The organism is Halomonas huangheensis (assembly GCF_001431725.1).
Lineage (GTDB): Bacteria > Pseudomonadota > Gammaproteobacteria > Pseudomonadales > Halomonadaceae > Halomonas > Halomonas huangheensis.
Genome location: NZ_CP013106.1, coordinates 1,673,837 through 1,699,769 on the forward strand (window position 1 = coordinate 1,673,837; position 25,933 = coordinate 1,699,769).

Genomic DNA, 25,933 nt, shown 5'->3' on the forward strand with positions numbered 1-25,933 from the left:
GATTCCGAAAAGGCTCCCTTGACAGAGAACTACGCGGGATAGCTCCGCGACTCCAGGCTGGTATTGTTGAATGAACACTATGGTGAAAAGAAGGGTGCATGTGGCGGCGGCCGCCATCATCAGCGCCGATGGTAAGGATGTCCTGTTGGCGCGGCGTCCGTCGAATGTCGATCAGGGCGGTCTATGGGAGTTTCCGGGCGGCAAGTTGGCGCCTTACGAGACTGGCCTCGAAGCACTCAAGCGCGAGTTGCACGAGGAGCTGGGCATCGAGATTCGGCGCGCTCAACCACTGATCCGCATTCATCACGAATATCCGGACAAGCACATCCTGTTGGATGTGTGGCAGGTCAAGGACTTCCTTGGCGAGCCCTTCGGACGTGAAGGTCAGGCGGTGCGTTGGGTGCCTATGGATGAGCTGTTCAGCTATCCGTTCCCGGCGGCAAACCTGCCGATCCTGCGTGCAGTGAAGCTGCCCTCGGAGTATCTGATTACTGATGAGGAAAGCGACGAAGCGCTCTTCGACAGTCGGCTCGAGCGCGCGTTGAAGGAAGACGGTATTCGTCTTGTTCAATTGCGTGCCAAACAGCTTGATGATGATGCGTATGTTGCACGCGCCAGGCGTGCGTTGGAGCTTTGCCGTAAGTATGGTGCTCGCCTGGTTCTCAATTCCGAGCCGGAGCTGCTCGAGCGGGTCGAGGCTGATGGAGTGCACCTTACCAGTGCGCGCCTGATGACTCTCGAGCGTCGTCCGATCAGTGAAGACAAGTGGCTTTCCGCTTCAACTCACGACAAGGCGCAGCTCGATCAGGCCGCACGTATCGGCTGTGATTTCGTGACGCTGTCACCACTGCGCACCACGCCCTCCCATCCGGAAGTACCGCCGATCGGTTGGCACGACTTCCAGCAGTTGGTTGAGCGTGCAGGAATGCCGGTCTACGCTCTCGGCGGCATGACCCGTCACGATGCCAGCCATGCACGTGCAGTCGGTGCCCAGGGAATTGCCTCGATTCGCGATTTCTGGCAGTAAACCGTCGCGGGAGATATTCTGGCAAGGCTGTTCAGCAGGGCGACGAGTCGATGACTCGTCGCCCTGCTGGCTTTCGCCTCGTACAGAGCTTCAAGCCGATTCTTCAGCGCCGTCTGAAGGCGCGCAGCCACTTTTCAGACAAGGCTTAATCGCGGAAGCGACGCGTCAGCTCGCCATAGGCGTCAATCCGGCGGTCGCGCAGATAAGGCCAGATGCGCCGCACATCCTCACCATGATCCAGGTCCAGTGTCACCAATAGTCGCTCGGCTTCGGTGCCGGCCTGCGCCAGTATTTCTCCCTGTGGACCGCAGACGAAGCTGCCGCCCCAGAAGTCGATACCGGGGCTGATGTTGGAGAGGTCAGCCTCGTGCCCAACACGGTTGGCGACCATCACCGGTATGCCATTGGCTACGCCATGGCTGCGCTGGATAATCGTCCAGGCATCCTTCTGGCGTTGCTTTTCGCTGTCGTCATCCGGCGGGCACCAGCCGATGGCCGTCGGATAGAGCAGGATCTCGGCTCCGGCCAGTGCCATCAGGCGGGCGGCCTCTGGGTACCACTGGTCCCAGCATACCAGCACGCCGAGTCGGCCTACCGAGGTCTCTATAGGGGTAAAGCCCTGTCGACGCTCGGCATCATGGTCGCCAGGCGTGAAGTAGAACTTCTCGTAGAAGCCAGGATCATCCGGAATGTGCATCTTGCGATAGTGGCCGACGAGGCCACGCTTGCCGTCATAGACAACCGCGGTGTTGTGGTAGATTCCTGCGGTACGGCGTTCAAACAGCGAGCCCATCAGCACGATATCGAGCTCGGCGGCCAATTCGCTGAGCCTGGTTCCGGTCGGGCCGTCGAGTGGCTCGGCAAGATCGAACAGCTCGGTATCTTCGTACTGGCAGAAGTAGTGCGTAGCGTGCAGCTCCTGGAGCATGACGAGCCTGGCTCCATTGCCCGCAAGCTCGCGGATACCCGCTTCGCTTTCGGCGAGGCTGCGTTGCTTGTCCGGCCAGGCAGGTTGTTGCACCAGGCCAACCTTGAGCTGTCGGGTCATGAGAGTGCTCCTTGATGCGTTGAGATCGATGGCGTCAGGCTGCCGCGAGGCCATTGCATGGTGAGGCAGTGCAGGCTGCCATGCTGGCGAATGGCGGCGCTGGCATCCACCGCCAGGATGTCGTGTCGGGGGAAGGCTTCAGCTAATGCGTTCAGAGCGTCACGGTCCTTGCGGTCACCGTAGATCGGGACCAGTACTGCGCCATTGATGATCAGGAAATTGGCGTAGGTCGCTGGCAAGCGGTGTCCATCGTCGGCATCCGTACAGGCTCCGGGCCAGGGAAGGGCGATCAGGCGATAGGGTGAGCCGTCGGCCTGGGTCAGTGCTTCAAGCTCCCGCTCCATGGCTTGCAGTTCCGCGTAATGGGCATCAGTGGGGTCGTCACAGCGCACGTAGGCGATGGTATCCGGGCTGCAGAAGCGTGCGAGGGTATCGATGTGGCTATCGGTGTCGTCGCCTTCCAGGTGGCCATGACGCAGCCACAGCACCCGCTCGATCCCCAGACGGTCGTGAAGTTGTTGCTCGACCTCGGCGCGACTCAATTGCGCATTGCGGTTGGGGTTGAGCAGGCAGGCCTCGGTGGTCAACAGTGTGCCCAGTCCATCGGTTTCCAGCGCGCCGCCTTCAAGAATCAGGTCGTGACCTTCGAGTGGGCAGGCCATGATACCGATATCTTCGAGTTGGCGGCTGATGGTGTTGTCTCGCTCAGCAGGAAACTTGCTACCCCAGCCGGTGAATACGAAGTCATGCAGGCGGAGCTGGTCACCTTGCTGGGTCGCCAGCGGCCCGTGGTCGCGCGCCCAGGTATCGTCACTGCTGATGACTGTGCCATGCAGCCGCTCGGAGGGCATGCCGCGCATGTACAGCCGTCTGGTGACGCGCTCCAGAGTATCAGCGTCCGGAAAGCCAATGATCACGGCCTGATAGCGGCCGGTGATCAGCGCGATCTGCTCAAGCATCTGCTCGATGGCATCGAGCATGTGGGCCCAATCCCCATCGGGGCGTGGCCAGGTCAGTTGAATGGCGTCCTGAGGGTGCCACTCGGGAAGTAATCGGTGCATGACGATCTCGATGGACAAGGGATACGAACCAGGTGAACCATTTTCGCACGGCCAGGCGCAGATGTGATCCTCTTGGATAGCCCTGTGATGGGGATTGCGTTTGGCCAGAGAGAGGGTCGGGAACGGGAAAGGTGCAACGATCTCGCAAATACTGCTTCCCGGCGATGAAGTCAGCGCAAAAAAACTTTACCATGACCGCCCGCCGACAAGGAAAGAGTCCATGCTTGATCGACTGCCATTTCTGATCGGGCTGCGCTATGTGCGCGCCAAACGACGTAATCATTTTATCTCCTTCATCTCGCTGACCTCGATGCTGGGCCTGACCCTGGGCGTTGCGGTGCTGATACTCGTGCTATCGGTGATGAACGGCTTTGACCGGGAACTGCGCGAACGTGTGCTGGGCATGGTGCCCCACGTACAGATCGAGCAGGCTGGTGGCATGAGTGACTGGGAGTCACTGGCAGAGGAAGTCGAGCAGCATCCGCATGTCATCGGCGCCGCGCCCTATATCCAGCAGCAAGGCATGTTCTCGGTGGCCGGGCGCAACCATGGGGCGATGGTCAACGGCATCAATCCCGAGTGGGAAAGCAAGGTGTCGATTGTCGATGAGCATATGCAGCAAGGTACGCTCGAGGAGCTTACTGCGGGCTCCTGGCATATCGTGCTGGGGTCCATTCTTGCCCAGAACCTCGGTGTGGGTGTGGGGGATAGCGTTACGCTGCTGGTGCCTGAAGCCTCGATTACGCCAGCGGGTGTCTTCCCGCGTCTCAAGCGCTTCACAGTCAGTGGCATCTTCAGTGTAGGTGCGGATCTCGATGCCAATCTCGCCTATGCCAACATCGGCGACATGCAGACCCTTGCGCGCCTGGGCGATGATATTGGCGGCTTGCGTCTTGAACTTGATGACCTCTTTCTGTCCGGTAGTGTGACTCGCGAGATCGTCGATTCGCTGGGGCAGGGCTATCGGGGTTATGACTGGACCTATACCCGCGGCAACCTCTTCCAGGCAATCCAGATGGAGAAGCGCATGATCGCGCTGTTGCTCACGGTGATTGTCGCAGTCGCCGCGTTCAATATCGTCTCGACTCTGGTCATGGTGGTGACCGACAAGCGTGCGGATATCGCCATACTACGGACCATCGGCGCCACGCCGCGCTCGATCATGGGTATCTTCATCGTGCAGGGTCTGGCGATTGGCGTGATCGGGATCCTGATCGGCGTGGTGCTCGGTATTCTGCTGGCACTGACGGTGTCCGACATCATCATGTTTGTCGAGAATGTCTTCGGCATCCATTTCCTTGATGCCGGTGTCTACTTCGTGAGCGAACTGCCATCGCAACTGATCTGGAGCGATGTGACCCAGATCGTTTCAGCCGCTTTCGTGCTGACCTTCCTGTCTACTCTTTATCCGGCCTGGCGTGCAGCCCGGGTTCAGCCTGCCGAGGTGTTGCGTTATGAGTGATTTCGTCAAGCATGAGCCGGTGGCCGGGGAAGTGATGCTGGAATGCCGTGGGTTGTCGCGTGTCTACAGCGAAGGCCCTCAGGATCTGGTGGTTCTTGACCAGTTGGAGCTGAGCGTCAGAGCGGGTGAGCGGGTGGCTGTGGTTGGTAGCTCCGGCTCCGGCAAGACCACCTTGTTGAACCTGTTGGGCGGCCTTGATCTGCCCAGCTCAGGTGAGGTGCGAGTGGCGAACACCGCGCTGCATGAGTTGGGAGATGCCGATATCGGCCGCTTCCGTAACCGTCACATCGGTTTCGTCTACCAGTTCCATCATCTGCTTGCCGAGTTCTCGGCAGTGGAGAATGTGGCTCTGCCGTTGATCGTTCGTGGCCAGCGCAAGAAGGACGCGGAACAGCAGGCACTCCAATTGCTGGCGCGAGTCGGTATGGAACCGCGGGCCGAACACAAGCCGGGCGAGCTGTCCGGTGGTGAACGTCAGCGCGTTGCCATTGCCAGGGCGTTGGTCACTGATCCCAGCTTGATGCTGATGGACGAGCCGACTGGCAACCTCGATCAGCACACGGCAGCCAGTATCCTCGAGTTGATGGACGAACTGGCGGCGAGTGCTCGCTGCGCGTTTGTCATCGTTACCCATGACTCGGGACTGGCCGCTCATCAGGATCGCGTCATGCGCCTGACAGATGGGCGCTTGAACGCCGAGTGAGATGAGTCGCTGTAGATAAGACACTTTGCGTTCCGATGCCTTTGCGTTCCGATGCCTTTGCGTTCCGATGCATTGCAGAATGGCCACCTAAGGGTGGCCATTCTGCTTTCTGTGCTCGCTTGCATGAACTCGGTGTGAGGAGTCGGGCATCGAGATGCTGCGATATTGCTGTCGATGAGCAGAGCGTTGGAGTCGAAGAAGGGGGCGTACTGGAGCAAACCGCTAGTTGGCGCACTCATTTCTTGCGCGGCGCCGGCGCGCTCGAGCTCGCCAGCTGCGTGACACCTGCCAGCGCCACAGTAGGCGAATGACCAGATAGCCACACAATGCCAGGGCGATTGCTGACACCAGCGAGCCGAGTATCAGGCTGGGTAGAATCTCCATGATCTGGGCCCGCAACCACTCGATAGTAATCTGATCTGGCGCATGTAGCGCATGTGTCTGCAGCAGCCAGGCGCCAACGCAGTAGTTGGCGTAGTAGATGATCGGCATCGTCAGGGGGTTGGTGATCCACACCAGGGCAACGGACAACGGTAGATTGCAGCGCACGGCGCGCGCGGCGAAAGCGGCAATGACCATCTGGAAGGGAATCGGCAGTAGAGCGCTGAAAAGGCCAATGGCAAAGGCATTGGCGACGCTGCGCCTCGATAGCACCCACAACGCTGGGTCGGCTATCAGATGTGCCATGAAACGCAGCGAACGATGCTGTTTCAGGGTATCTGGCCTGGGCAAGTAGCGCTGCAGTAATCGACGCGGCATGGTCAGGTGGCTCGCGGCTGCGGATGCGAGGCTATTATCCATACATGCTTGGGTGGTTACCAATGACATTGACCAACGTTCTATCGAGAGGTGTTCTGAATATCGCGTGAACTCGTGCGGTATCTCTCGGGGTTGGTGAATTTCGTCACCTGCAGGCACGTTGATTCACTGCGCCAGGGAGAGGTGCATGAAATTGCCACTGACCTTTGCCATAGCGCTGGGAGCGTTGGGCGGGGGGATTGCATTTCGCGCTGCTGAGCTTGGTCTGCCCGCTCTTGGCATACTGTTGCTGGCATCGTTGGCCTTACGCCGGATGGAGCTTGTGGCCGGCTGCATGGCCGGATTGTGGTTGCTCATCAGCCTGCTTGAGGTGGCTGCTGGTCGCCTACCCGAGGGGCTGGTGAGCGAGCCGTTACTGGTCGAGGGGCGAGTCGAGGAGGTCCTTGGCTCCTCACAACGTGGCTCCTCACAACGTGGCCTCCCGGACCTGCAGCGCATGACGCTTGACGTTGAAGATTGTCGTCCGTTGCAGGAAGGGCTGCGGGACTGTCGTCGTTTGTCTCGCCTGCGTGTCTCCTGGTATTCAGCGAAAGACGTTGCGGAAGTCCGTGAGGGCGAGCGCTGGCAATTTGTCGTGAGGGTGCGTCCCGTCAGCGGGATGGCCAACGTTCCGGGGTTCGACTATGAGCGCTGGTTGTGGCGACGAGGTATTCAGGCCACGGGGTCGGTAGTTGCCAGTGAGAACGCGGTGCGCCTTGCACGCGCTCCGGTCGATGTTCGTGGTGCGCTGCTGGACTATCTCCTGCAGCTATCTCTCGACGATCAAGCGAGGCGCTGGTTGGCTGCGCTTACCCTGGGAGCGGGAGAGCAGCTAAGCGATGACGACTGGGCACTGTTGCGTGCCACCGGGACTGCTCACCTGGCAGTGGTGTCGGGGCTGCACGTCGGTATGGTCGCGGTGTTGATGCTGGGCGCCGCACGTCTACTGGCACGTCTGCTTTATCCACGCAGTTGGCGCTTGCAGGTCTGGCCATGGTGGCTTGCCGCTTTGATGATCAGCAGCTATGTATGGCTGGTGGGGGCCGAGCCACCAGCGTTGCGTGCGTTGATCATGTGTCTGGTGGGATTATGGGTTGCCAGTGGTTGGCATTCTCCATCGCCGTGGCAAGGGCTGGCACTGGCCTTCGATGTGGTAGTGATTCTTGACCCATTGGCACTGTGGCAACCCGGTCTGTGGTTATCGTTCGCGGCAGTTATGTTGTTGGTAGTGATCTGGCATGGTCGTCAGCCAGGCATGGGGGTTGTGGGAGCTATCCTGGGGCTGGTGCGCACTCAGTGGCTGTTGACGCCACTGGTGGCAGGGCTGGTCCTGATGGCCTTTGGTCAGGTTGCCTGGTTGGCACCATTGGTCAATCTGCTGGCAGTTCCCTGGTTGACATTAGTGATAGTCCCTCTGGGAATGCTCGGTTGGCTGGCGAGCGTGGTGATCCCTTCGGTGGGGCTGGTGGTATGGCAGATCACCGGCTACGCCATTGAAGCCTTGCTGTGGTTGCTGACCGTGTTTGCCGATATGGCAAGTGTCTGGTATCCACAATTCCCGCTCGACCAATGGTTGGCATTACTGCTGTTGTCCATGGCGGTGGTGCTGGCGATGCCGGGCCTGATGTGGCGTTTGAGGTTGATGCTCCTACTGGTGTTACTGGTGGCCGGGTTGCTGATCAGGAGCTCGATGCCTGCAGATGATGAGGTCGAACTGATCGTCTGGGATGTGGGTCAGGGCCTGATGGTGGAGGTGCGTACGTCGCGACATCGCCTACTGTTCGATAGCGGGCCACGCTTCCGTTCTGGATTCGTGCCGTTGTCAACTTTCTGGCCTTCCGCTCAACACTTTGATGCGGTGGTGATCAGTCATGCCGACCTCGATCACGCCGGGGGCGTCTCAAGGCTGGTTGATGATCACCGTGTGGACCGCTGGTACCGGCCAGGAACCGAGCCTCTCGAGCTTCCACCGTGGGTGTTGGTCAGTGATTGTCATCGAGGTCTTGAATGGCAATGGGATGGCATCGACTTCCGTTTTCTGTGGCCTCCGACGGACGCCGACCAGTGGAAACTCTCCTCCAATGATGGTTCCTGTGTGCTGGAGGTGAAGGTTGCCGGACGTCGTATCGTGATTCCCGGAGATGCCGGCAAGCGTACCGAGCGCTTCTGGATGGGCGAGATTGATGGTGCGCTGGATGTGCTGGTGGCCGGGCACCATGGCAGCGCCACCAGCACTGGTGCGGCGATGATTGAGGCTAAACCACCGGCATTGACGATTATATCGGCAGGACGCTACAACGTTGTGGGGCACCCGGCGGACGCAGTGATTCGTCGCTTGCGTCAGGCCGGTAGCTGCCTACTGAGCACGGCATTGGATGGGCAGGTCCGGCTGCGCGTCGATGCTTCCGGGGCTATCAAGTGGCATACCCGGCGTAACCAGCCCACCGGAGGCGCTGTCGAAGGGTCTTGCCATGGGGTAGAATCAGGCCACTGACGTCGGTGGTCGAAAGGCCCATCCGCACAAGAGACTGCGTCACCATCGTTTTCCGGCGGCAAGGCCAGAGGAACAACCATGTGGCACCCGTGGTCAACCGACATCCCTCGCAAGTGGAGCCAACGTGACTGAATATTCCGGCTGGGCGCTCTACAAGCGTCTCCTAGGCTATGTGAAACCTTTCTGGAAATCCTTTCTCGTAGCAGTCATCGGGTACGGCATCTACGCCGCTTCAAGCACCGCGTTGGCGGAAATGATGAAGCGTCTGATTGATGGTATCCAGAACCCCGATGCCGATTTCCGATTCTTTCTGCCACTGTTTGTGGTTGGAATGTTTGGTGCGCGTGGCGTTGGGACCTTCCTGGGCAGTTACTTCATGAGTAATGTGGCGCGGAATCTTGTGCATGCGCTGCGCTGTGACGTTTTCAACCATATGTTGCACCTGCCCGGACGTTACTTCGACAACCACTCCTCCGGTCATCTGGTGTCCCGAGTGACCTACCAGGTCGAGCAGGTAACCGGAGCTGGCACCAAGGCAGTTACCGTGGTGCTTCAGGAAGGTCTGTTCGTGATTGGTCTGCTCGGCTATCTGATGTGGACCAACTGGGCGCTGACCCTGCTGTTTCTGGCCGTGACCCCTTTGATTGGTGGCGTTGTCGCTTATGCCAGCAGGCGCTTCCGTCTCATCTCCCAGCGTATTCAGCGCTCCATGGGCGATGTCACCCACGTCGCTTCAGAAGCCTTGATCGGCTACCGAGTGGTGCGTACCCATGGCGCCGAGCGCTTCGAGAAGGAGCGCTTTCGCAAGGCCAGTGAGGTCAACCGTCAGCAGAGCATGAAGGAGGCTCTCACCAAGGCGACCAGTACGCCAGTCATCCAGTTGCTGGTGGCGATTTCGTTGGCGATTCTGGTCTGGCTGGCGATGGCGCCGGCGTTGATGGACAACATGACTCCGGGGGAGTTCGTGGCATTCATTACCGCTGCCTCGTTACTGGCCAAGCCGATCCGCTCGCTGAGTGAAATCAACAGTATTATCCAGAAAGGGATCGCGGCCTCTTCTGAGTTATTCGGACTACTGGACGAGCCTCTGGAGACTGACAATGGCACAGTGGTGCCGGAGCGTCTCGAAGGCCGAGTACAGCTCGAGGACGTGCATTTTGCCTATGCTCCGGACAAGCCGGAGGTGCTCAAGGGCATCGACCTGGATATCCGCGCTGGCGAGATGGTGGCCATCGTCGGGCGTTCCGGCAGCGGCAAGTCGACTCTGGCCAGCCTGTTGCCGCGTTTCTATCATCCCACCTCCGGTCGCATTCTGATCGATGGCGTGCCGATAGATGATTATGCGCTGACGCCGTTGCGTCAGCAGATTGCGTTGGTGACCCAACAGGTGACGCTATTCAATGCCACCATTGCCCAGAACATCGCCTACGGTGAGGACGACACCGATCTCGAGGCAATTGAGGCGGCGGCCAAAGCGGCCTATGCCGATGAGTTCATTCAGAGCATGCCGGGCGGTTATGATGCCCTGGTGGGTGACAACGGCGTCATGCTTTCAGGCGGCCAGCGTCAGCGTATGGCCATCGCCAGGGCGATCTTCAAGGATGCGCCGATTCTGATTCTCGATGAGGCGACCTCGGCGCTGGATACCGAGTCGGAGCGTTATATTCAGAAGGCTCTCGAGGAAGTCTGCAAGGGCCGTACCACCCTGGTTATCGCCCACCGTCTGTCGACCATCGAACGTGCAGACCGAATTCTGGTCATGGAGCAGGGGCGGGTCGTCGAGCAGGGAACCCACCAGCAACTGCTGGAGCGTGAAGGCGCCTACGCTGCGCTGTATCAGATGCAGTTTCAGGAGGCGTAATGAGCGTTGCCGAGCGTTGGTTGCGGGCTGCTTATCAGGGAGCTTCATGGCTCAAGTTGATGCGGCCGCTCGAGGCGCTCTATGTCCGTGAAGTGGAACGCCGGGCGCAGGCTTATGTCAGCGGTCGGCGCTCACGTTGGCGCGCCCCGGTGCCGGTGATAGTGGTGGGCAATCTAACACTCGGTGGTACCGGCAAGTCCCCTCTGGTGGCCTGGCTGGGTCGATACCTTGCAGAGCAGGGCTTTCGACCGGGCCTGCTGTCTCGTGGTTATGGCGGCAATGCCGAGTACCCGTTGTGGGTGACCTCCGATACCCGCGTCGAGGAGTGTGGTGATGAACCTCGTATGCTCAAGGATCAGACTGGGCTGTCGGTCGTGGTTGATCCCGAGCGATCCCGTGGTGCTCAGCGCCTTATCGAGGCCGGCTGTACGGTGATCATCACTGATGATGGTCTACAGCATCATCGTCTGGCGCGGGATCTGGAGATCGTGGTGGTGGATGGTGGCCGCGGTTTTGGTAATGGCCGCTGCCTGCCGGCAGGGCCTTTACGCGAGCCACTGTCGAGGCTGGATAGCGTGGATGCAGTGGTGATCAATGGTGAGCCGCGTCACGAATTCTCTTCTGGTGCCTTCCGCATGGTGCTGGAGCCTTCCCGGTGGCGGAGAGTAGTGGGCGATGACGGTCCGCATCCACTTGCACCGCTGCCGTTTACCCCGCCGGTCAAGGCGGTCGCGGGAATCGGCAACCCTCAGCGATTCTTTGCCACTCTGAATGAGATGGGCATCGAGCATCAAGCCGCGCCCTTTGCCGACCATCATCGCTTTGTTGCCGAGGACCTGGCAGCCGAAGAGGGCATGGCAGTGATCATGACTGCCAAGGATGCGGTCAAATGTCGAGATATCGCGCCCCCTGACAGTTGGGCTCTGGACGTCGAGGCCGCACCCTGTGCGGAGTTTGTGTCCTGGTTGGAGCGTCAGGTGGCGAACTGGCCCGTCGAGGCGACGATCAAACCCGATTGTGTGGAGACGAACGATGGATAAGGAACTGTTGGCGATGCTGGTTTGCCCCGAATGTCAGGGCAAGCTCAAGTATGATCGCGAAAGTGCAGAATTGCGTTGCCTGTTTGATGGCCTGGCCTACCCGATTCGTGACGATATTCCGGTAATGCTGGTTGAAGAGGCCCGGCGGATGGATGTTGAGGAGACGCTCAAGCGTTCTCCCGGAGCGACGGGTGATCAGGCGGGCACATGAAACAGGAGTTTATTGTCGTTATTCCGGCGCGTTATGCGTCGACACGCCTACCTGGCAAGCCGCTGGCGGATATTGCCGGCAAGCCGATGGTTGCTCGGGTCTGGGAGCAGGCTCGCCGTTCCAGTGCCTCGAGAGTGGTGGTCGCGACGGATGATCCACGCATCGAGGCGGCGCTGCAGCCGCTGGGGGCCGAAGTCATCCTGACTCGTGATGATCATCCCACCGGCACTGACCGACTCGCCGAAGTCGTTGAGCAACTGGCGCTTGCCGATGACGCAGTGCTGGTCAACGTGCAGGGCGATGAGCCGCTGTTGCCACCGGAACTGATTGACCAGGTTGCCGCGCGGCTGATGCAGGATGACGGCGCTTCAGTGGCGACATTGGCCGAGCCGATCAACGATGTCGAGACCCTGTTCAACGCCAATGTGGTCAAGGTGACTCGGGCGATGTCCGGTCGGGCGCTGACCTTCTCGCGGGCACCGATGCCCTGGGATCGTGACGGCTTTCGCGAGCCCCCGCAGCTATTGTCCACCGACGCCTGGTTGCGCCATATCGGGCTGTATGCCTACCGTGCCGGGTTCCTGCGTGATTTCAGTCAGTGGATGCCGGCGCCGATTGAACAGCTTGAGCAATTGGAGCAGTTGCGTGCGCTCTATCATGGGCATGTGATCCAGGTGGCGCTGGCAGAGACTACACCTCCCGGTGGAGTGGATACCGAAGAAGACCTTGCGCGAGTCAGGGCCTGGTTTGCTGCTCAGGAAGGTAATAGGGAGTAACCAATGCGGGTACTGTTTGTGTGCCTCGGCAATATCTGTCGCTCGCCTACTGCGGAAGGCATTGTGCGTGCCAGGTTGTTGGCTGCTGGCCTGGATGGACTGGTTGAAGTCGATTCCTGCGGCACAGGGGCCTGGCATATCGGTGAGGCGCCGGATACCCGTGCCCAGCAGGCGGCTGCACAGCGCGGTATCGATCTGTCGGCATTACGCGGTCGACAACTGCAGGACGATGACTTTCTGCGTTTCGACTATCTGCTGGCCATGGATCACCACAACCTGGCGGTGCTCGAGTCGCGGCGGCCGGTTGGGGGTGAGGCGCATGTTGGCCTGTTGATGGCCTTTGCCGAGGACGCCGGAGCTGAAGTACCGGATCCTTACTATGAGGGTGGCTTTGATCGTGTCTATGCCATGATCGAACGTGCAGCCGATGGCCTCGTGGCAGAGTTGCGCCAACAGCTGGAGGCGCGTGAGTGAAGTTCGAGATGCACGCTGACGTCGACCTGGGGGCGGCGAATACCCTTGGACTCCCGTGCCGCGCCGAGCACGTGGTGGAGGCCCGCCATCGAGACCAGGTTCGTGCCCTTGCGCGCTCCGGTATCTGGCGCGATGGGCTGACACTACTGTCCGGTGGTAGCAACCTGATTCTTCCGCCGCGCCTTGGTGGCATCACGCTACGGCCACGCTTGACGCACTGGTGGCTGGAAACGCGTGGAGAGGATGCATTGGTACACGTCGGCGCCGGCGTCAATTGGCACCAGTTGGTGATGGCTATGGCCGAGCAGGGCTGGTGGGGAATCGAAAACCTGGCGCTTATCCCCGGCCAATGTGGCGCGGCGCCTGTGCAGAATATCGGCGCCTACGGTGTCGAGCTGGCCGATGTTCTGGAGTGGGTGACGCTGGTTGATCTCGACAGCGGTGAGCTGGAGCGCCTGTCGGTTGGCGAGTGCGGCTTCGGTTATCGTGAAAGCTGTTTCAAGTCTGAGTTGGATGGGCGAGTGGTGATCACCGAGCTGACCCTGCGAGTAACGCGTCGGCCTCGTCCCAGGCTCGATTATGGGGATCTTGCCCAACGAGTGCCGGTCAATCCCTCGCCGCTGGATGTCGCCAGCGCCGTAGTTGCCGTGCGCCAGGAAAAACTGCCTGATCCGGCGGAGTTGGGCAATGCCGGCAGTTTCTTCAAGAATCCGGTCGTGGACGCGAGTCTTGCCCGCTCCCTCATCGAGGCTCACCCCAATATGCCGCACTTCCCGCTGACTGATGGTGCTGTCAAACTGGCCGCCGGTTGGTTGATCGATCAGTGTGGTCTCAAGGGCTGGCGCCAGGGGCATTTCGCCGTGCACGATCGTCAGGCGTTGGTACTGGTGCACCTGGGAGGGGGGAGCGCAGAGGAGCTACTCGACTTTGCGGCGTGGGTAGCTGATCGAGTCGATCAGCATTTCGGCGTTGTATTGGAGCGAGAGCCTCGAGTCGCTGGTAGCCTGGTGAACTGACCGGGGTGAGCTGACAGGGGCGAACTGCTGGACCCAGTGGAAAAGATACACCTGTCGGAAACAAGAACGCCCGCAGCCATAAGGCTGCGGGCGTTCTCGTTCAGGGAGGGGCGTGTTACTGGCTTTCGCCGGTACGCGCTTCCTGTGGTTCACGCTTACCCTGCTCACGCGGATCGTTGTGAGCGCGGCGACGGCGACGACGAGGCGAGGCTGTGCTGGCAGCGGTTTGCCCCGGGTCACTGGCTTCCTCTGTCTTCGACTGCTCGGCTTTTGCCGCGGATTTCTCTTCTACCTTCGGCTGCTCCACCTGGGTATCGGCCTTGGCTTGCGGCTTGTCGGCCTGTTGCAGAGCCTTGGGCTGCTCGGCTTTTGCCGCGGATGTTTCCTCTACCTTCGGCTGTTCCGTCTGGGTATCGGCCTTGGCTTGCGGCTTGTCGGCCTGTTGCGGAGCCTTGGGCTGCTCGGCTTTTGCCGCGGATGTTTCCTCTACCTTCGGCTGTTCCGCCTGGGTGTCGGCCTTGGCTTGCGGCTTGTCGGCCTGTTGCGGAGCCCCGGGCTGCTCGGCCTTTGCCGCGGATGTTTCCGCTACCTTCGGCTGCTCCGCCTGGCTATCGGCCTTGGCTTGCGGCTTGTCGGCTTGTTGCGGAGCCTTGGGCTGTTCGGCTTTTGCCGCGGATGTTTCCGCTACCTTCGGCTGTTCCGCCTGGGTATCGGCCTTGGCTTGCGGCTTATCGGCTTGTTGCGGAGCCTTGGGCTGCTCGGCTTTTGCCGCGGATGTTTCCGCTACCTTCGGCTGTTCCGCCTGGCTATCGGCCTTGGCTTGCGGCTTATCGGCTTGTTGCGGAGCCTTGGGCTGCTCGGCCTTTGCCGCGGATGTTTCCGCTACCTTCGGCTGTTCCGCCTGGGTGTCGGCCTTGGCTTGCGGCTTATCGGCCTGTTGCGGAGCCTTGGGCTGCTCGGCCTTTGCCTCGGATTTCTCCTCTACCTTCGGCTGCTCCGCTTTGACGTCGCTTTCCTTGCGCTCTGCTTCAGCCTGCAGACGTTGCTGCTCGGCGATAGCATCCGGCTTCACCGCATGAGTGCGGGTGCGGTTACGCGGGTTGTTGCGCGTACGCTTTGGCTTGCCATTATCTGCAGTTTCGCTGGCCGGGCTGTCGGTGCGACGGTTGTCGTTCCGGCTCTCAGCGCTCTTGCGGCTGTCCTGGTTGCGACTATCCTGACTGCGTGAATCCTTGTCCTGGCCGCGGTTGTCCTGACTACGTGAATCCTTGTCCTGACCGCGGCTGTCTTGATGGCGAGTGTCTTGACTACGAGAGTCCTTATCCTGCTGGTTACCGCCACGGCGCGAGCGATTGCCGCGATTATCGTTGGCGTCCTGTGCAGAAGACGCGCCAGTGTCCTGGCTCGACTTGCCACGATTGTCCTGTTGGCGACGATCCTGAGACGGGCGACGATCCTGTTGACGGTCTTCCTGGCGAGCCTCGCTGGACTGGGTGTTGCTGCGGTTATCCTGTTGACGGGACCGGTCATTACGCTGATTGTTGCGACGATTGCGCTGACGGCCATCGCTGGACTGATTGCTGCTACGTTCGCTGGGACGCTCCGTGGATGTGGAACGGTCTTTGGTCGAGCGCTGTGAGGGCTGCTGCTGGCTGGTGTTGTCGTTGGCCTGTTCCTGTTCCTCGCCACCGAGGAAGCGAGCAAAGCCTTTTACCAGACGACCAAACAGGCCGGCATTCTGCAGCTCGGGCGTAGTCTGGGGGGAGGCGGAGGCAGCGGAGGCAGTGGCTCGGGGCGCAGAAGAGGCTCGAGCCGCCACGGGAGCCGGCTCTTTCTGCAGTGAGGCAGGCGCCGGTTCATTGTGAACCACGCTTTTGACAGCGGCTTCTGCGCGCTGGATGGGCTTGCCGAATGAGGCCTCGGGCTCCTTGCCGACTTCGGTGTCCATGGACAGCTCGAAGCTGGAGGTGTGTGCGGTGCCTTCGTCGTCGACATGGTCGTCACGCAGACGCTGAACGTCGTAGTGCGGCGTATCCATTTCGGGATTGGGCAGTACCACTACGCGCACACCCTGACGGCGCTCCACGTCGGCGAGGATAGTGCGCTTCTCATTGAGCAGGTAGGTGGCTACCGGCACTGGAAGGATGGCGCGAATCTGAGCGCTACGCTCCTTCATCGCTTCTTCCTCGATCAGGCGCAGTACCGACAGTGACAGTGAACGCACGTCACGAATGGTACCTTGTCCGTCACAGCGAGGGCAGACGGCACCACTGGTTTCGCCGAGAGAAGGGCGCAGACGTTGGCGCGACATTTCCATCAGGCCGAAGCGTGAGATGCGTCCGATCTGGACACGGGCGCGGTCGAGCTTGAGGGCGTCGCGTGCACGGTTTTCAACTTCGCGCTGGTTGCGTGCCGGGCCCATGTCGATGAAGTCGATCACCACCAGGCCACCGATATCACGCAGGCGCAATTGGCGGGCAATCTCGTCGGCCGCCTCGAGGTTTGTCTGCAGCGCAGTCTCTTCGATGTCACTGCCACGCGTGGCGCGGGCTGAGTTGATATCGATGGAGACCAGGGCTTCCGTATGATCGATGACAATGGAGCCGCCCGAAGGCAGTTTGACTTCACGCTCGTAAGCCGTCTCGATCTGGGACTCGATCTGGTAGCGCGAGAACAGCGGCACCTCGTCAGAATACAGTTTGATCTTCTGCTGATAGGACGGCATCACCTGGCGAATGAAGGCCAGTGCTTCCTGGTGGACCTCCGGGCTATCAATCAAGACTTCGCCGATGTCCTGGCGAAGGTAATCGCGCATTGCGCGAATGATGACATTGGATTCGCGATAGATCAGGAAAGGGGCAGGGTGCTTGGCCGCCTCCTCAGTGATCGATTCCCAGACCTGTACCAGGTAGTCGAGATCCCACTGCAGCTCTTCAGGGCTGCGACCGATGCCGGCAGTGCGGACGATCAGGCCCATCTTGTCCGGCACGGTCAGTTGGCCCATGGCTTCCTTGAGCTGACTGCGTTCTTCGCCTTCAATACGACGAGAGATGCCACCGGCACGAGCATTGTTGGGCATCAGGACGAGAAAGCGGCCTGCCAGACTGATGAAGGTCGTCAGTGCGGCGCCTTTGTTGCCACGCTCTTCCTTGTCGACCTGGACAATGACTTCCTGGCCTTCCTTGAGGACTTCCTTGATGCTGGGGCGGCCTGAAGTTTCCTTGAGAAAATATTCGCGGGCCACTTCCTTGAGCGGCAGGAAACCGTGACGTTCGGCGCCGAAATCGACGAAGGCAGCTTCGAGGGAGGGCTCTACGCGAGTAATCTTGCCGCGATAGATATTGGCTTTCTTCTGTTCCCGGGCACCGGATTCGATGTCCAGATCGTAAAGGCGTTGTCCATCTACCAGTGCGACGCGCAGCTCTTCCGGCTGGGTCGCGTTGATGAGCATCCGTTTCATGTTGTCTCGCAATATGGACGCGCCGGAGAGCGCCCACAGGCATCGACGAAGGCGAACCGCTGGGTGCTGCGTGCTTGTGCTCAGCGCATGTCGCGGAAGCTGCGCCCGGCCGAGTCGCGATATCGTTCATTACGCGGCTCGACATGATCATGTTGAGTACGGGGCGGAGGGAGGACATGTCTCGGTGGGAACTGCGCCCATCCGGTCCTGCCATCACCGCCAACACCTGGCATTCATCGATTCACCGACGCCGGCTTCCGGCACGGTGTTGTACGTATCCCGTCGCTAGACTCGCCAGAAACAGCAGAGGGAAGCGGCGGGCGTGTTGTCGTGGAATCATCGCGCAGTCATGTAGAGGTCGGGCGGTGGTTCCGTTTCGGCGTTGTCGGTGAAGAGCGCATCTCGAACTTCGAGGGAATATCTGCGATAGCCACGGCAAACGCCATATCAATCAAGGTCTTCGCTCAGGCCTGCGTGTCTGTCGTGCAGGCGCCTCTGGTGGGCCAGACGGACCCTTGGAGCGAATAGGCAATATAACAGTAATACTAGAACGCGGCAATTGAGCGGCTGCATTGCATATTTATGGTGCAGGGGTGTGTACTGGATTGGTGCCCGGTGATCTGGTCAGTCGTCGAAGCCCGCCAGGTTGGATGCTATCCGGACAGTCGTTGCTCGACGGCATCCGGCGTAGGCCATAGAATATCGCCTTGCCCGCGGGATTGTCAGTGGAGTGTTGTTGTGGCCGAAGGTCAGGAAGTGCAGTGGATTGAAGTAACGGAAGGCCAGGTCGGACAACGCGTCGACAACTTTCTGATGACGCGCCTCAAGGGCGTGCCGCGTTCGCTGGTCTATCGCATCGTGCGCAAGGGTGAAGTACGCGTCAACAAGAAACGGGTCAAGGCAGAACATCGCCTTGAACTGGGCGATATGGTGCGTATTCCGCCACTCAGAGTGGCGCCTCGGGAGGCGGTTCGGGAAGTCAGCGACAATCTGCGCAACCTGCTGGCAGGGAGCGTGCTGCTCGAAGGGCCTGATTGGATGGTGCTGAACAAGCCGTCGGGGCTGGCGGTGCACGGAGGTAGTGGGGTCAAGATAGGACTGATTGAGGCGTTGCGTCAGGTGCGTGAGGACCTCGATTTTCTGGAGTTGGTGCATCGTCTCGATCGAGATACCTCGGGCTGCCTGTTGCTGGCCAAGTCACGTCCAGCGCTGCTGGCGCTTAATACTTCCCTCAAGCAGCATCAGATGAACAAGCAATATCTGGCACTGGTTGCCGGTCGTTGGCCTGCGCGGCGTGACTTCGTCAGTGCACGGCTGGATCGATACGACGCCGGTAACGGCGAGCGGCGTGTGCGTGTCGATCCGGCAGGAAAGGTATCGCGAACGCGTTTTGCCGTGCGAGAGACCTTCGCGGGTGCCACGTTGGTTGAGGCGGAACCCATCACTGGGCGTACACACCAGATTCGGGTGCATGCTGCGCATGCCGGTCATGCGCTGTTGGGTGATGACAAGTATGGCACCCGTGAGGGTCTTCAGCTCGGGCGTCGGCTAGGGCTCAGTCGCCTGTTTCTTCACGCGGCGTCCTTGTCGTTCCCGGAGCCTTCGAATGGCCGAACTGTGCAAATTCGAGCTCCTCTTGGTCCCGATCTGGAAGCGGTGCTGACAAGGGCGCGCCGCTGAGCTTGCAACCGTAGCCGCCTTTCTTCCCTCTTGCGCTCCTGTGCTGGATTGAACAAGTATTCGTGATCGTTGCATGGCGTGAATACTGACGAATCGCGCCAAGGCGAATTCGCAAGGGATAGGGAGGGCGTGTATATGATCAGCGAACGGCAGGAATTTGCTGGGCACGATGGACAATGGCTTGCCGCTCGGTTCGACAGGCCCGAGGGGGATGATCCCCAGGCTATTGCCATCTTTGCTCACTGTTTTACCTGTTCAAAGGATCTGCTGGCCGTCAGGCGCATTGCCCAACGCCTGGTGGCTCGAGGCATTGCGGTATTGCGCTTCGACTTTACTGGTCTGGGGCATTCCGATGGCGAGTTCGCCAATACGCATTTCACTTCGAATATCGAGGACCTGGTGGCGGCGGCGCGCTTTCTCGAGCAGCGGGGGCAGCCTGCAACGCTGCTGATCGGGCATTCATTGGGTGGCGCTGCGGTGCTGGCCGCTGCCGAAAGCCTTCCTGAAGTGAAGGCAATCGCGACCATCGGTGCGCCTTTTGAGCCGGCGCATGTGCTGCACAACCTCGGTTCAAGTCTGGCCGCCATCGAGCGTGATGGTGAAGCTCAAGTCACCCTTTCGGGGCGCGAGTTCCTGATTCGTCAATCCTTTGTCGATGACCTGCAACAGCAGCGACAGCAGCAGCGTGTTGCCGCCTTGAGGCGGCCGTTGCTGGTGATGCATGCGCCAGGCGATGAAGTGGTGAGCGTAGATAACGCCGCGCAGATTTTCATGGCTGCCCGTCATCCACGTAGTTTCGTATCTCTGGATGATGCGGATCACCTGCTTTCCCGGCCGCAGGATGCGGAATATGCGGCGGAGGTGATTGCCGGCTGGGCATCGCGTTATCTGCAGCTGGCGCCACCCGTTGTTCATGCCTCGGCACCTGAAGGCGTAACGCGGACCCTCGAGGCTGATCCGGCAGGGTTCCGTCAGGATGTCGTCGCGGGGTCGCATCATCTGCTGGCCGATGAACCGCTCTCGTATGGCGGCACCGACCTTGGTTTTACTCCGTACCAATTGTTGTCGGCAGCCTTGGGTGCCTGTACATCCATGACAGTGCGAAGTTATGCGCGACGCAAGAATATGGCACTGGACGACGTGGTCGTGGACGTATCTCACGATAAAGTGCATGCCGAAGATTGCAGTGAATGTGAATCGAGTCGTGGCAGGATCGATCATTTTCAGCGGGTCCTGCACATTACCGGAGACCTGAGCGAGGAGCAGAGAGCGGCTTTGCTGGCGATTGCCGATCGCTGCCCTGTGCACAAGACGTTGGAGGCCAGCGCCAGAGTTTCGACTCGGCTGGCTGAGTAGAGGAATGGGTTCACAAGGGAGTATCTCAATTGCGCTATGAGCTGGTGATCTTCGACTGGGATGGGACCTTGATGGATTCCATCGCGCGTATCGTATTCAGCATGCAGTCAGCGGCACGCGATATAGAGTGGGGCGAGCTCGAGGCGCAGGCGGTTCGCAATATCATCGGTCTGGGGTTGCCGGAAGCGATCGCCGAGCTTTGTCCGGGTATCTCTCCAGCGCAGGCTGAGCAGTTGAAGCAACGCTATGCCTGGTACTTTGTCGACGGCAGCGAGGTGGCATTGAACTGGTATCCCGGGGTGGAGGACGGGTTGGCAAGGCTTGCTTCTACGCCAGGCATGCGTCTAGCGGTAGCGACAGGGAAGAGTCGCAAGGGATTGGATCGCGCTTTCCGCGAGCACGGTATCGAGCATCTGTTTGCCGCCAGTCGTACCGCAGATGAAACACGTTCCAAGCCACACCCTCAGATGTTGGTAGAGTTGCTTGAAGAGCTGGCAGTGCCGGCACGGCGTGCGGTGATGGTAGGGGATACCGAGTACGATCTGGCCATGGCGCGAGCGCTGGGGATGGATGGTATAGCGGTGGGCTATGGTGTGCATGCTCGCGAGCGCTTGCTGGCTTGTCAGCCGGTGGTCATCGCGGATGATTTTGCGGCAGTGATGGATGCGCTGTTGAATGGTCAGGCCCGCTGAGGGTTTGGTTAACCAGATTGGTCGGGAGTTGAAGGAAAATGAGTGATAGGCCAAAGGATGACCCATGGACGCAAGGGACTGCTCCGGACGCAGCGGCCAGCAGCGCTGCTGCGCCGACAGAAGGTGCCGAGGCGCTGCGTGAGCAGCAGCGTCTCAAGCAGATCGAGTTGATGGATCGATGGATCGGTGGAGTGCTGGTGGAGCAGCGGCGTACGCGGCGCTGGAAGTTGTTCTTCCGCTTTGCCTGGTTGTTGCTGTTTATGGCGCTGATCGGCTCGCTGGCATATGCCGTAATGCGGGCCCCGGTGGATGGCATGGTTCAGGGACAGCATATCGGTGTTGTTGAAATCAACGGTGTTATCGATTCGGAGGCGCCGGCCAATGCTGATCGCATCATCGACGGCGTCAAGGCGGCATGGGAGGCGCCGAACAGCGTTGCCGTGGTGTTGCATATCAATAGTCCCGGAGGTAGTCCGGTGCAGTCGCAGCGCGTTTACGATGCGGTCCGTCAACTGCGGGAAAGTGGCGATAAGCCGATCATCGCAGTGGTCGAAGATATTGCCGCTAGTGGCGCCTATTATATGGCAGCGGCATCAGACGAGATTGTTGCTGCGCCAGCGAGTCTGGTGGGCTCCATCGGTGTGATCTACTCCGGCTTCGGTCTTGGTGAAGCGATTGGCCGCCTCGGGGTCGAGCGTCGTGTGTTCACGGCCGGTGACAACAAGGCATTTCTTGACCCCTTCAGCGAGATTCGCCCCGAGCAGCGCGACTTCTGGCAAGAGGTGCTAGATACCACCCATCGTCAGTTCATTGATGACGTCAAGGCGGGGCGTGGGGAGCGGCTGAGCGATGATCCCGATGTGTTCAGTGGCTTGATCTGGACCGGTGAGCAGGCCAGAGAGCTGGGGCTGGTGGATCGTATCGGTAGTATCGAGGATGAGGCGCGTGAGCAACTCGAGGAGCCTGCGCTTCACGACTATACACCGCCGGAAGCGCCGTTTGACCGTATTTCGCGCGAACTGGGCTTGATGGCCACCCAGTTGCTGGGGCTGTCGGATTCGGCATCTCCGATGCGTTATCAGCTGCCCTGAGCTGGCGTTGTGTTGAAAGAGTCGGTGTTGAAAGAGTCGGTGTTGACCGAGTCTGTGTTGGCAGCGCCGGTCTGGGCCCCGAGTAGTGGGTCGAGGCCGGCTTCGCGCAACCATTGGCATAGACGGATCAGCGGTAGGCCAATAAGTGTGTTGGGATCATCACCCTCGAGTCGTTCGAAGAGGGTGATACCCAGCCCCTCCATGCGAAAGCTGCCGGCACTGTCGAGCGGTTGTTCGCGAGCGATATAGGCATCGATTTCTGCGTCACTGAGTTGGCGAAAGACGACGTCATAGTGTTCATGGCTGACCCGGTGGCTTCCCGAGAGAGTGTCGATCAACGCCAGACCAGTCAGAAAGCGTACACGCTGGCCGGAGAAGGTCCTGAGCTGGGCGCGAGCACGCTCTTCTGTATGTGGCTTGCCGAGCACCCTGCCAGCGAATACGGCGACCTGGTCGGAGCCGATGATCAAATGCTGAGGGAAGTCGTCGGCGAGACGTTGAGCCTTGGCGAGTGCCAGACGATGCACTAGAGCGTCGGGAGTTTCGTCGGGGCGAGGGCTCTCATCGATTTCCGGGCTGGCACAGGTGAAGGGCTGGCCGAGGCGCGACAATAGATCGCGGCGCCAGGGCGAGCTTGAGGCCAGGACAATACGGGGCATCAGGTGGCTCCTGGTAAGCGCTTCGGGCGCTGGTGGCGGATTCTTTTGATAGTGTCAACGTTGACTGGAGAGTGACACTGGACCAATAAATTCCAGCATATTGTAACCCATTGAGAACATGGCTTTGACAGGGGGGCAGCGAGTGCCTATCATTGCGCGCCTATGTTGACCTCACGATTGCCCGGCAGGGTCGAGCCGTACAAGCTCGCCGCCCATGCCGAACACCTTGATGGCCTGGTGGCACTGGCCGATATGGGACGTCTGACTGATGAAGTCGGCGCCCAACAGGGCGATGCCAGCGTCTGGCTGGAGTTCGCCATTGACGCTCAGGGGCGTCGGGTGATCCGGGGGCGCCTGGAGGCCGATCTGCAGCTGCCGTGCCGGCGCTGTCTCGAGCCCATGGCCCAACATGTTGCGAGTGACTTTCTGCTTGGGCTCGTCTCCAGTGACGACCTGGCCGCCGACTTGCCCAGTACCCATGAACCGGTGCTGGTCGAAAATGAACAGCTGGACCTGCTGGGGGTGGTTGAGGACGAATTGATCCTCAGCCTTCCTCAGGTGGTCTACCACGACGAGTCAGCATGTCCTGTCTCGCGCGAGCAGCTGAGCAGCGGGGCGGATGCCGAAGCCTCGGAAGCGCCTTCTGGCAGCCCCTTTGATGTGCTCAAGCGCCTCAAGGGCAACACCGAATCCTGATCGATACTTGTGGAGTGAATTCCCATGGCAGTTCAACAGAACCGTAAGACCCGTTCCAAGCGCGGCATGCGTCGTAGCCACGATGCACTGAGTGCACCGACCCTGTCCCAGGACAAGGAAACCGGTACGACTCATCTGCGTCACCACGTCTCTCCTGACGGCTTCTATCGTGGTCGCAAGGTCGTCGACGCCTGAGGCGACGACGTACCTGATACCGTCTGGCCGCTGAGATGCGGATTGCCGTTGACGCCATGGGTGGGGACAAGGGGCCCCGTGCGACCGTGGTAGGGGCGGCCAGTGCGGTAATCGAAGACCCGAGTCTCGAAATTCAACTGTTTGGTCCCCTGCAACAGCTGAAGGACGAGATTTCACGTCTGCCGCGGCCTCTGGTCGCGGCGACGTCGCATATGCACCTGTGGGATGCCCCTGAGGTTATCTCTCAGTCCATGCGTCCCTCGGAGGCTCTGCGTAATGGCGAAGCCTCCAGTATGGCGCGCATGCTCGAGTGCGTCGCCTCTGGTGATGCCGCTGTCGGTGTCAGTTCCGGGAATACCGGGGCGCTGATGGCGCTGTCGCGTCGTGCGCTGGGTATGGTCGCAGGTATTCCGCGGCCTGCCATCAGTACCGCTATTCCCACTCGAAATGACGGACGTTGCTACCTGCTGGATCTCGGAGCCAACGTCGATGTTTCTGCTGCTCGGTTGACGGATTTCGCGCTGATGGGCGAGATCATGGCGCGTCACGTCGATGGTATCGCCGCACCGCGTATCGCACTGCTTAATGTGGGTGCCGAGTCGACCAAGGGTGCAGCCAGCGTGCTGCAGGCCGATGTGGAATTAAGACGCATTTCGGGTGTCAATTACTGCGGCTTCATCGAGGGTGATGGCATCTTTGCCGGTGAAGCTGATGTGGTAGTGTGCGACGGATTTGTCGGCAATGCCGTGCTCAAGGCCAGTGAAGGTCTGGCAAGGATGTTGGTGCAGCGTGTGCAGGCGACCTTCGAGGCCCACTGGGGTAGCCGTCTGGTGGGGTTGCTGGCGCGTCCTGCACTCAAGCGCCTGAAGAATGAGCTGGATCCGGTGCGTTACAACGGCGCCAGTCTTCTGGGGCTGGCGGGAATTGTTATCAAGAGTCACGGCAGCTGCGATGCAGCGGGCTTCCACTATGCGCTCAAGCGTGCTGTTCAGGAAGTCAGTCGGGACTTGCCGAGCCGGCTGGAGGCCGAGCTCGTTCATCGTCGATCAGTGTCGTCCCTGGCTGGAGGACAGTCGCTGCCAGGGCAGGCAGCTGATCGGTGACCAACAAGAGCATAGGTGATCGACATGACACAACCGCTTGCCCTTATCTTTCCTGGGCAGGGCTCGCAGCAGGTAGGGATGCTGCGTGAACTGGCGGAACGCTATAGTGTGGTGAGAACCACCTTCGAAGAAGCAGCTGACGCACTTGGCTATGATCTGTGGAAGGTCGTGCAGGAAGGGCCGGAAACTGCGCTCAATGCCACAGCTTGCACACAACCCGCGCTGCTGGCCTCGAGTGTGGCTATCTGGCGTGTGTGGCAGGAGCTGGAGGGGCCGCGCCCCGGTGCCATGGCGGGCCATAGCCTGGGGGAATACAGTGCTATGGTCTGTGCTGGAGTGATGACTTTCGCCGAAGGTGTGCGTCTGGTACGCCTGCGTGGTGAGGCCATGCAGGAAGCAGTGCCGGCGGGAGAGGGCGCCATGGCAGCGATTCTCGGTCTGGATGATGTCGCGGTCGAAACGGCCTGTGCTGAAGCGGCTCAGGGGGACGTTGTCTCCGCGGTCAACTACAATGCCCCGGGACAGGTGGTGATTGCTGGCTCCTGTGAAGCGGTAGAGCGTGCAATTGCGGCTTGTCAGGCGGCAGGCGCCAAGCGTGCCATGCCGCTGCCGGTTTCGGTGCCGTCTCACTGTGCTCTGATGCGTCCGGCAGCAGAGCGCCTGGCAGAGGCACTGAATGACATCGAGCTGCGTGCACCGCGCTACACAGTGGTACAGAATGTCGATGCTTGTGCTCATGCGGATGTCGAGACGCTGCGTACGCGTCTGGTCGAGCAGCTTTATCGGCCGGTGCGCTGGGTCTCGTGTGTTGAGTCCATGGCGGCAGGTGGTGCCGAGGTGTTTATCGAATGTGGCCCGGGTAAAGTGCTGACGGGCCTCAACAAGCGTATTGCTCGAGGTAGCCGTGGCTTGGCAGTCAATGACCCCGACAGCCTATCCGCGGCGCTGGAGCTGGCAAGAGAAGTGCTTTAGGAATCTGTGCTCGATCGAGCATTCGGCCGAGCTGTTTTGACGACACGGTTGTTTTGAC

23 protein-coding genes are annotated in these 25,933 nt (G+C 60.1%); 18 read left to right on the forward strand and 5 right to left on the reverse strand.

The genetic code is table 11. The features are described from left to right. Positions 1–79 precede the first annotated feature (79 nt). Positions 80–1,027 (forward strand): Nudix family hydrolase, encoded by a 948-nt coding sequence (locus tag AR456_RS07545; protein WP_035588803.1) that lies wholly within the window; start codon positions 80–82, stop codon positions 1,025–1,027. 145 nt (positions 1,028–1,172) lie between these two features. Here the strand turns inward: AR456_RS07545 and AR456_RS07550 are convergent, their stop codons facing one another. Both AR456_RS07550 and AR456_RS07555 read right to left on the reverse strand, forming a co-directional pair. Then, a complete protein-coding gene (locus tag AR456_RS07550; protein ID WP_021820776.1) occupies positions 1,173–2,075 on the reverse strand; it encodes a carbon-nitrogen hydrolase in 903 nt (300 codons plus the stop codon). Beyond that, on the reverse strand, positions 2,072–3,136 hold the full coding sequence (locus AR456_RS07555) for an agmatine deiminase family protein (RefSeq protein ID WP_021820777.1): 1,065 nt from the start codon (positions 3,134–3,136) through the stop codon (positions 2,072–2,074). The genes AR456_RS07550 and AR456_RS07555 overlap by 4 nt, the downstream gene beginning before the upstream one ends. Before the next feature lie 220 nt (positions 3,137–3,356). Here AR456_RS07555 and AR456_RS07560 point away from each other — a divergent pair, with 220 nt between their 5' ends. Both AR456_RS07560 and AR456_RS07565 read left to right on the forward strand, forming a co-directional pair. Further along, positions 3,357–4,598 (forward strand): lipoprotein-releasing ABC transporter permease subunit, encoded by a 1,242-nt coding sequence (locus AR456_RS07560; protein ID WP_021820778.1) that lies wholly within the window; start codon positions 3,357–3,359, stop codon positions 4,596–4,598. Continuing rightward, positions 4,591–5,301 (forward strand): ABC transporter ATP-binding protein, encoded by a 711-nt coding sequence (locus AR456_RS07565; RefSeq protein WP_021820779.1) that lies wholly within the window; start codon positions 4,591–4,593, stop codon positions 5,299–5,301. Before AR456_RS07560 ends, AR456_RS07565 begins: the two co-directional genes overlap by 8 nt. A 222-nt stretch (positions 5,302–5,523) precedes the next feature. Here AR456_RS07565 and AR456_RS07570 read toward each other — a convergent pair whose 3' ends face one another. Continuing rightward, positions 5,524–6,060: a DUF2062 domain-containing protein gene (locus tag AR456_RS07570; protein WP_031208726.1), complete on the reverse strand. Its 537-nt coding sequence runs from the start codon at positions 6,058–6,060 to the stop codon at positions 5,524–5,526. A 187-nt stretch (positions 6,061–6,247) separates the two neighbouring features. Here AR456_RS07570 and AR456_RS07575 point away from each other — a divergent pair, with 187 nt between their 5' ends. The 7 genes from AR456_RS07575 (at position 6,248) to murB (ending at position 13,971) form a co-directional block, all read left to right on the forward strand. Next, positions 6,248–8,593, forward strand: a complete 2,346-nt coding sequence (locus tag AR456_RS07575; RefSeq protein ID WP_021820781.1) for a DNA internalization-related competence protein ComEC/Rec2 — start codon at positions 6,248–6,250, stop codon at positions 8,591–8,593. Positions 8,594–8,717: 124 nt separating this feature from the next. Then, positions 8,718–10,454 carry a lipid A export permease/ATP-binding protein MsbA gene (gene msbA / locus AR456_RS07580; protein ID WP_021820782.1) on the forward strand — a complete coding sequence of 579 codons (1,737 nt, stop codon included), beginning with the start codon at positions 8,718–8,720 and terminating at the stop codon, positions 10,452–10,454. After that, entirely contained in the window at positions 10,454–11,494 is a 1,041-nt protein-coding gene (lpxK, locus tag AR456_RS07585) for a tetraacyldisaccharide 4'-kinase (RefSeq protein ID WP_021820783.1), read from the forward strand. Before msbA ends, lpxK begins: the two co-directional genes overlap by 1 nt. Beyond that, a complete protein-coding gene (locus tag AR456_RS07590) occupies positions 11,487–11,705 on the forward strand; it encodes a Trm112 family protein (protein WP_021820784.1) in 219 nt (72 codons plus the stop codon). Before lpxK ends, AR456_RS07590 begins: the two co-directional genes overlap by 8 nt. Continuing rightward, positions 11,702–12,481 carry a 3-deoxy-manno-octulosonate cytidylyltransferase gene (kdsB, locus tag AR456_RS07595; RefSeq protein WP_021820785.1) on the forward strand — a complete coding sequence of 260 codons (780 nt, stop codon included), beginning with the start codon at positions 11,702–11,704 and terminating at the stop codon, positions 12,479–12,481. The genes AR456_RS07590 and kdsB overlap by 4 nt, the downstream gene beginning before the upstream one ends. 3 nt (positions 12,482–12,484) lie before the next feature. Further along, on the forward strand, positions 12,485–12,955 hold the full coding sequence (locus AR456_RS07600) for a low molecular weight protein-tyrosine-phosphatase (RefSeq protein ID WP_021820786.1): 471 nt from the start codon (positions 12,485–12,487) through the stop codon (positions 12,953–12,955). After that, positions 12,952–13,971, forward strand: coding sequence for a UDP-N-acetylmuramate dehydrogenase (murB, locus tag AR456_RS07605; protein WP_021820787.1), 1,020 nt, complete (start codon positions 12,952–12,954; stop codon positions 13,969–13,971). Before AR456_RS07600 ends, murB begins: the two co-directional genes overlap by 4 nt. A 115-nt stretch (positions 13,972–14,086) precedes the next feature. Here murB and rne read toward each other — a convergent pair whose 3' ends face one another. Continuing rightward, on the reverse strand, positions 14,087–17,431 hold the full coding sequence (gene rne / locus AR456_RS07610) for a ribonuclease E (protein ID WP_056932994.1): 3,345 nt from the start codon (positions 17,429–17,431) through the stop codon (positions 14,087–14,089). A gap of 738 nt (positions 17,432–18,169) precedes the next feature. On the opposite strand from rne, the gene AR456_RS07615 reads away from it, so the two are divergent. From AR456_RS07615 to sppA, 4 genes are all read left to right on the forward strand, one after another. Beyond that, positions 18,170–19,111 (forward strand): RluA family pseudouridine synthase, encoded by a 942-nt coding sequence (locus tag AR456_RS07615; RefSeq protein ID WP_021820789.1) that lies wholly within the window; start codon positions 18,170–18,172, stop codon positions 19,109–19,111. Between the two features lie 135 nt (positions 19,112–19,246). Next, positions 19,247–20,467: a bifunctional alpha/beta hydrolase/OsmC family protein gene (locus AR456_RS07620; RefSeq protein WP_021820790.1), complete on the forward strand. Its 1,221-nt coding sequence runs from the start codon at positions 19,247–19,249 to the stop codon at positions 20,465–20,467. A gap of 29 nt (positions 20,468–20,496) precedes the next feature. Beyond that, a complete protein-coding gene (locus tag AR456_RS07625; RefSeq protein WP_021820791.1) occupies positions 20,497–21,159 on the forward strand; it encodes an HAD-IA family hydrolase in 663 nt (220 codons plus the stop codon). 38 nt (positions 21,160–21,197) lie between these two features. Next, the gene (gene sppA, locus AR456_RS07630; RefSeq protein WP_021820792.1) at positions 21,198–22,250 is read left to right on the forward strand and encodes a signal peptide peptidase SppA; all 1,053 of its coding nucleotides are present in this window, start codon (positions 21,198–21,200) and stop codon (positions 22,248–22,250) included. On the opposite strand, the gene AR456_RS07635 is transcribed toward sppA, so the two are convergent. Then, positions 22,238–22,909, reverse strand: coding sequence for a Maf family protein (locus AR456_RS07635; protein ID WP_021820793.1), 672 nt, complete (start codon positions 22,907–22,909; stop codon positions 22,238–22,240). The two genes, sppA and AR456_RS07635, sit on opposite strands and share 13 nt — an antisense overlap. A 162-nt stretch (positions 22,910–23,071) precedes the next feature. Between AR456_RS07635 and AR456_RS07640 the strand changes: the two genes are divergently transcribed. The 4 genes from AR456_RS07640 to fabD are packed head-to-tail and all read left to right on the forward strand — an operon-like array spanning position 23,072 to position 25,875. Beyond that, positions 23,072–23,605 (forward strand): YceD family protein, encoded by a 534-nt coding sequence (locus AR456_RS07640; RefSeq protein WP_021820794.1) that lies wholly within the window; start codon positions 23,072–23,074, stop codon positions 23,603–23,605. Positions 23,606–23,629: 24 nt separating this feature from the next. After that, complete coding sequence (gene rpmF / locus AR456_RS07645) at positions 23,630–23,800, forward strand: 50S ribosomal protein L32 (protein WP_021820795.1); 171 nt, start codon at positions 23,630–23,632, stop codon at positions 23,798–23,800. A 35-nt stretch (positions 23,801–23,835) separates the two neighbouring features. Next, positions 23,836–24,903, forward strand: coding sequence for a phosphate acyltransferase PlsX (gene plsX, locus AR456_RS07650; RefSeq protein ID WP_021820796.1), 1,068 nt, complete (start codon positions 23,836–23,838; stop codon positions 24,901–24,903). Positions 24,904–24,927: 24 nt separating this feature from the next. Continuing rightward, positions 24,928–25,875: an ACP S-malonyltransferase gene (fabD, locus tag AR456_RS07655; RefSeq protein WP_031208766.1), complete on the forward strand. Its 948-nt coding sequence runs from the start codon at positions 24,928–24,930 to the stop codon at positions 25,873–25,875. Positions 25,876–25,933: the final 58 nt, after the last annotated feature.

Excerpts from the sequence above, each read along its gene's own strand:
- kdsB (WP_021820785.1), top strand. The coding sequence starts at position 11,702 with ATGAAACAGGAGTTTATTGTCGTTATTCCGGCGCGTTATGCGTCGACA.
- lpxK (WP_021820783.1), top strand. The coding sequence starts at position 10,454 with ATGAGCGTTGCCGAGCGTTGGTTGCGGGCTGCTTATCAGGGAGCTTCA.
- AR456_RS07555 (WP_021820777.1), bottom strand. The coding sequence starts at position 3,136 with ATGCACCGATTACTTCCCGAGTGGCACCCTCAGGACGCCATTCAACTG.
- AR456_RS07545 (WP_035588803.1), top strand. The coding sequence starts at position 80 with ATGGTGAAAAGAAGGGTGCATGTGGCGGCGGCCGCCATCATCAGCGCC.
- AR456_RS07575 (WP_021820781.1), top strand. The coding sequence starts at position 6,248 with ATGAAATTGCCACTGACCTTTGCCATAGCGCTGGGAGCGTTGGGCGGG.
- rpmF (WP_021820795.1), top strand. The coding sequence starts at position 23,630 with ATGGCAGTTCAACAGAACCGTAAGACCCGTTCCAAGCGCGGCATGCGT.
- AR456_RS07550 (WP_021820776.1), bottom strand. The coding sequence starts at position 2,075 with ATGACCCGACAGCTCAAGGTTGGCCTGGTGCAACAACCTGCCTGGCCG.
- plsX (WP_021820796.1), top strand. The coding sequence starts at position 23,836 with ATGCGGATTGCCGTTGACGCCATGGGTGGGGACAAGGGGCCCCGTGCG.
- AR456_RS07640 (WP_021820794.1), top strand. The coding sequence starts at position 23,072 with ATGTTGACCTCACGATTGCCCGGCAGGGTCGAGCCGTACAAGCTCGCC.
- AR456_RS07590 (WP_021820784.1), top strand. The coding sequence starts at position 11,487 with ATGGATAAGGAACTGTTGGCGATGCTGGTTTGCCCCGAATGTCAGGGC.
- AR456_RS07565 (WP_021820779.1), top strand. The coding sequence starts at position 4,591 with ATGAGTGATTTCGTCAAGCATGAGCCGGTGGCCGGGGAAGTGATGCTG.
- AR456_RS07600 (WP_021820786.1), top strand. The coding sequence starts at position 12,485 with ATGCGGGTACTGTTTGTGTGCCTCGGCAATATCTGTCGCTCGCCTACT.
- AR456_RS07570 (WP_031208726.1), bottom strand. The coding sequence starts at position 6,060 with ATGCCGCGTCGATTACTGCAGCGCTACTTGCCCAGGCCAGATACCCTG.
- sppA (WP_021820792.1), top strand. The coding sequence starts at position 21,198 with ATGAGTGATAGGCCAAAGGATGACCCATGGACGCAAGGGACTGCTCCG.
- AR456_RS07620 (WP_021820790.1), top strand. The coding sequence starts at position 19,247 with ATGATCAGCGAACGGCAGGAATTTGCTGGGCACGATGGACAATGGCTT.
- rne (WP_056932994.1), bottom strand. The coding sequence starts at position 17,431 with ATGAAACGGATGCTCATCAACGCGACCCAGCCGGAAGAGCTGCGCGTC.
- AR456_RS07635 (WP_021820793.1), bottom strand. The coding sequence starts at position 22,909 with ATGCCCCGTATTGTCCTGGCCTCAAGCTCGCCCTGGCGCCGCGATCTA.
- fabD (WP_031208766.1), top strand. The coding sequence starts at position 24,928 with ATGACACAACCGCTTGCCCTTATCTTTCCTGGGCAGGGCTCGCAGCAG.
- AR456_RS07560 (WP_021820778.1), top strand. The coding sequence starts at position 3,357 with ATGCTTGATCGACTGCCATTTCTGATCGGGCTGCGCTATGTGCGCGCC.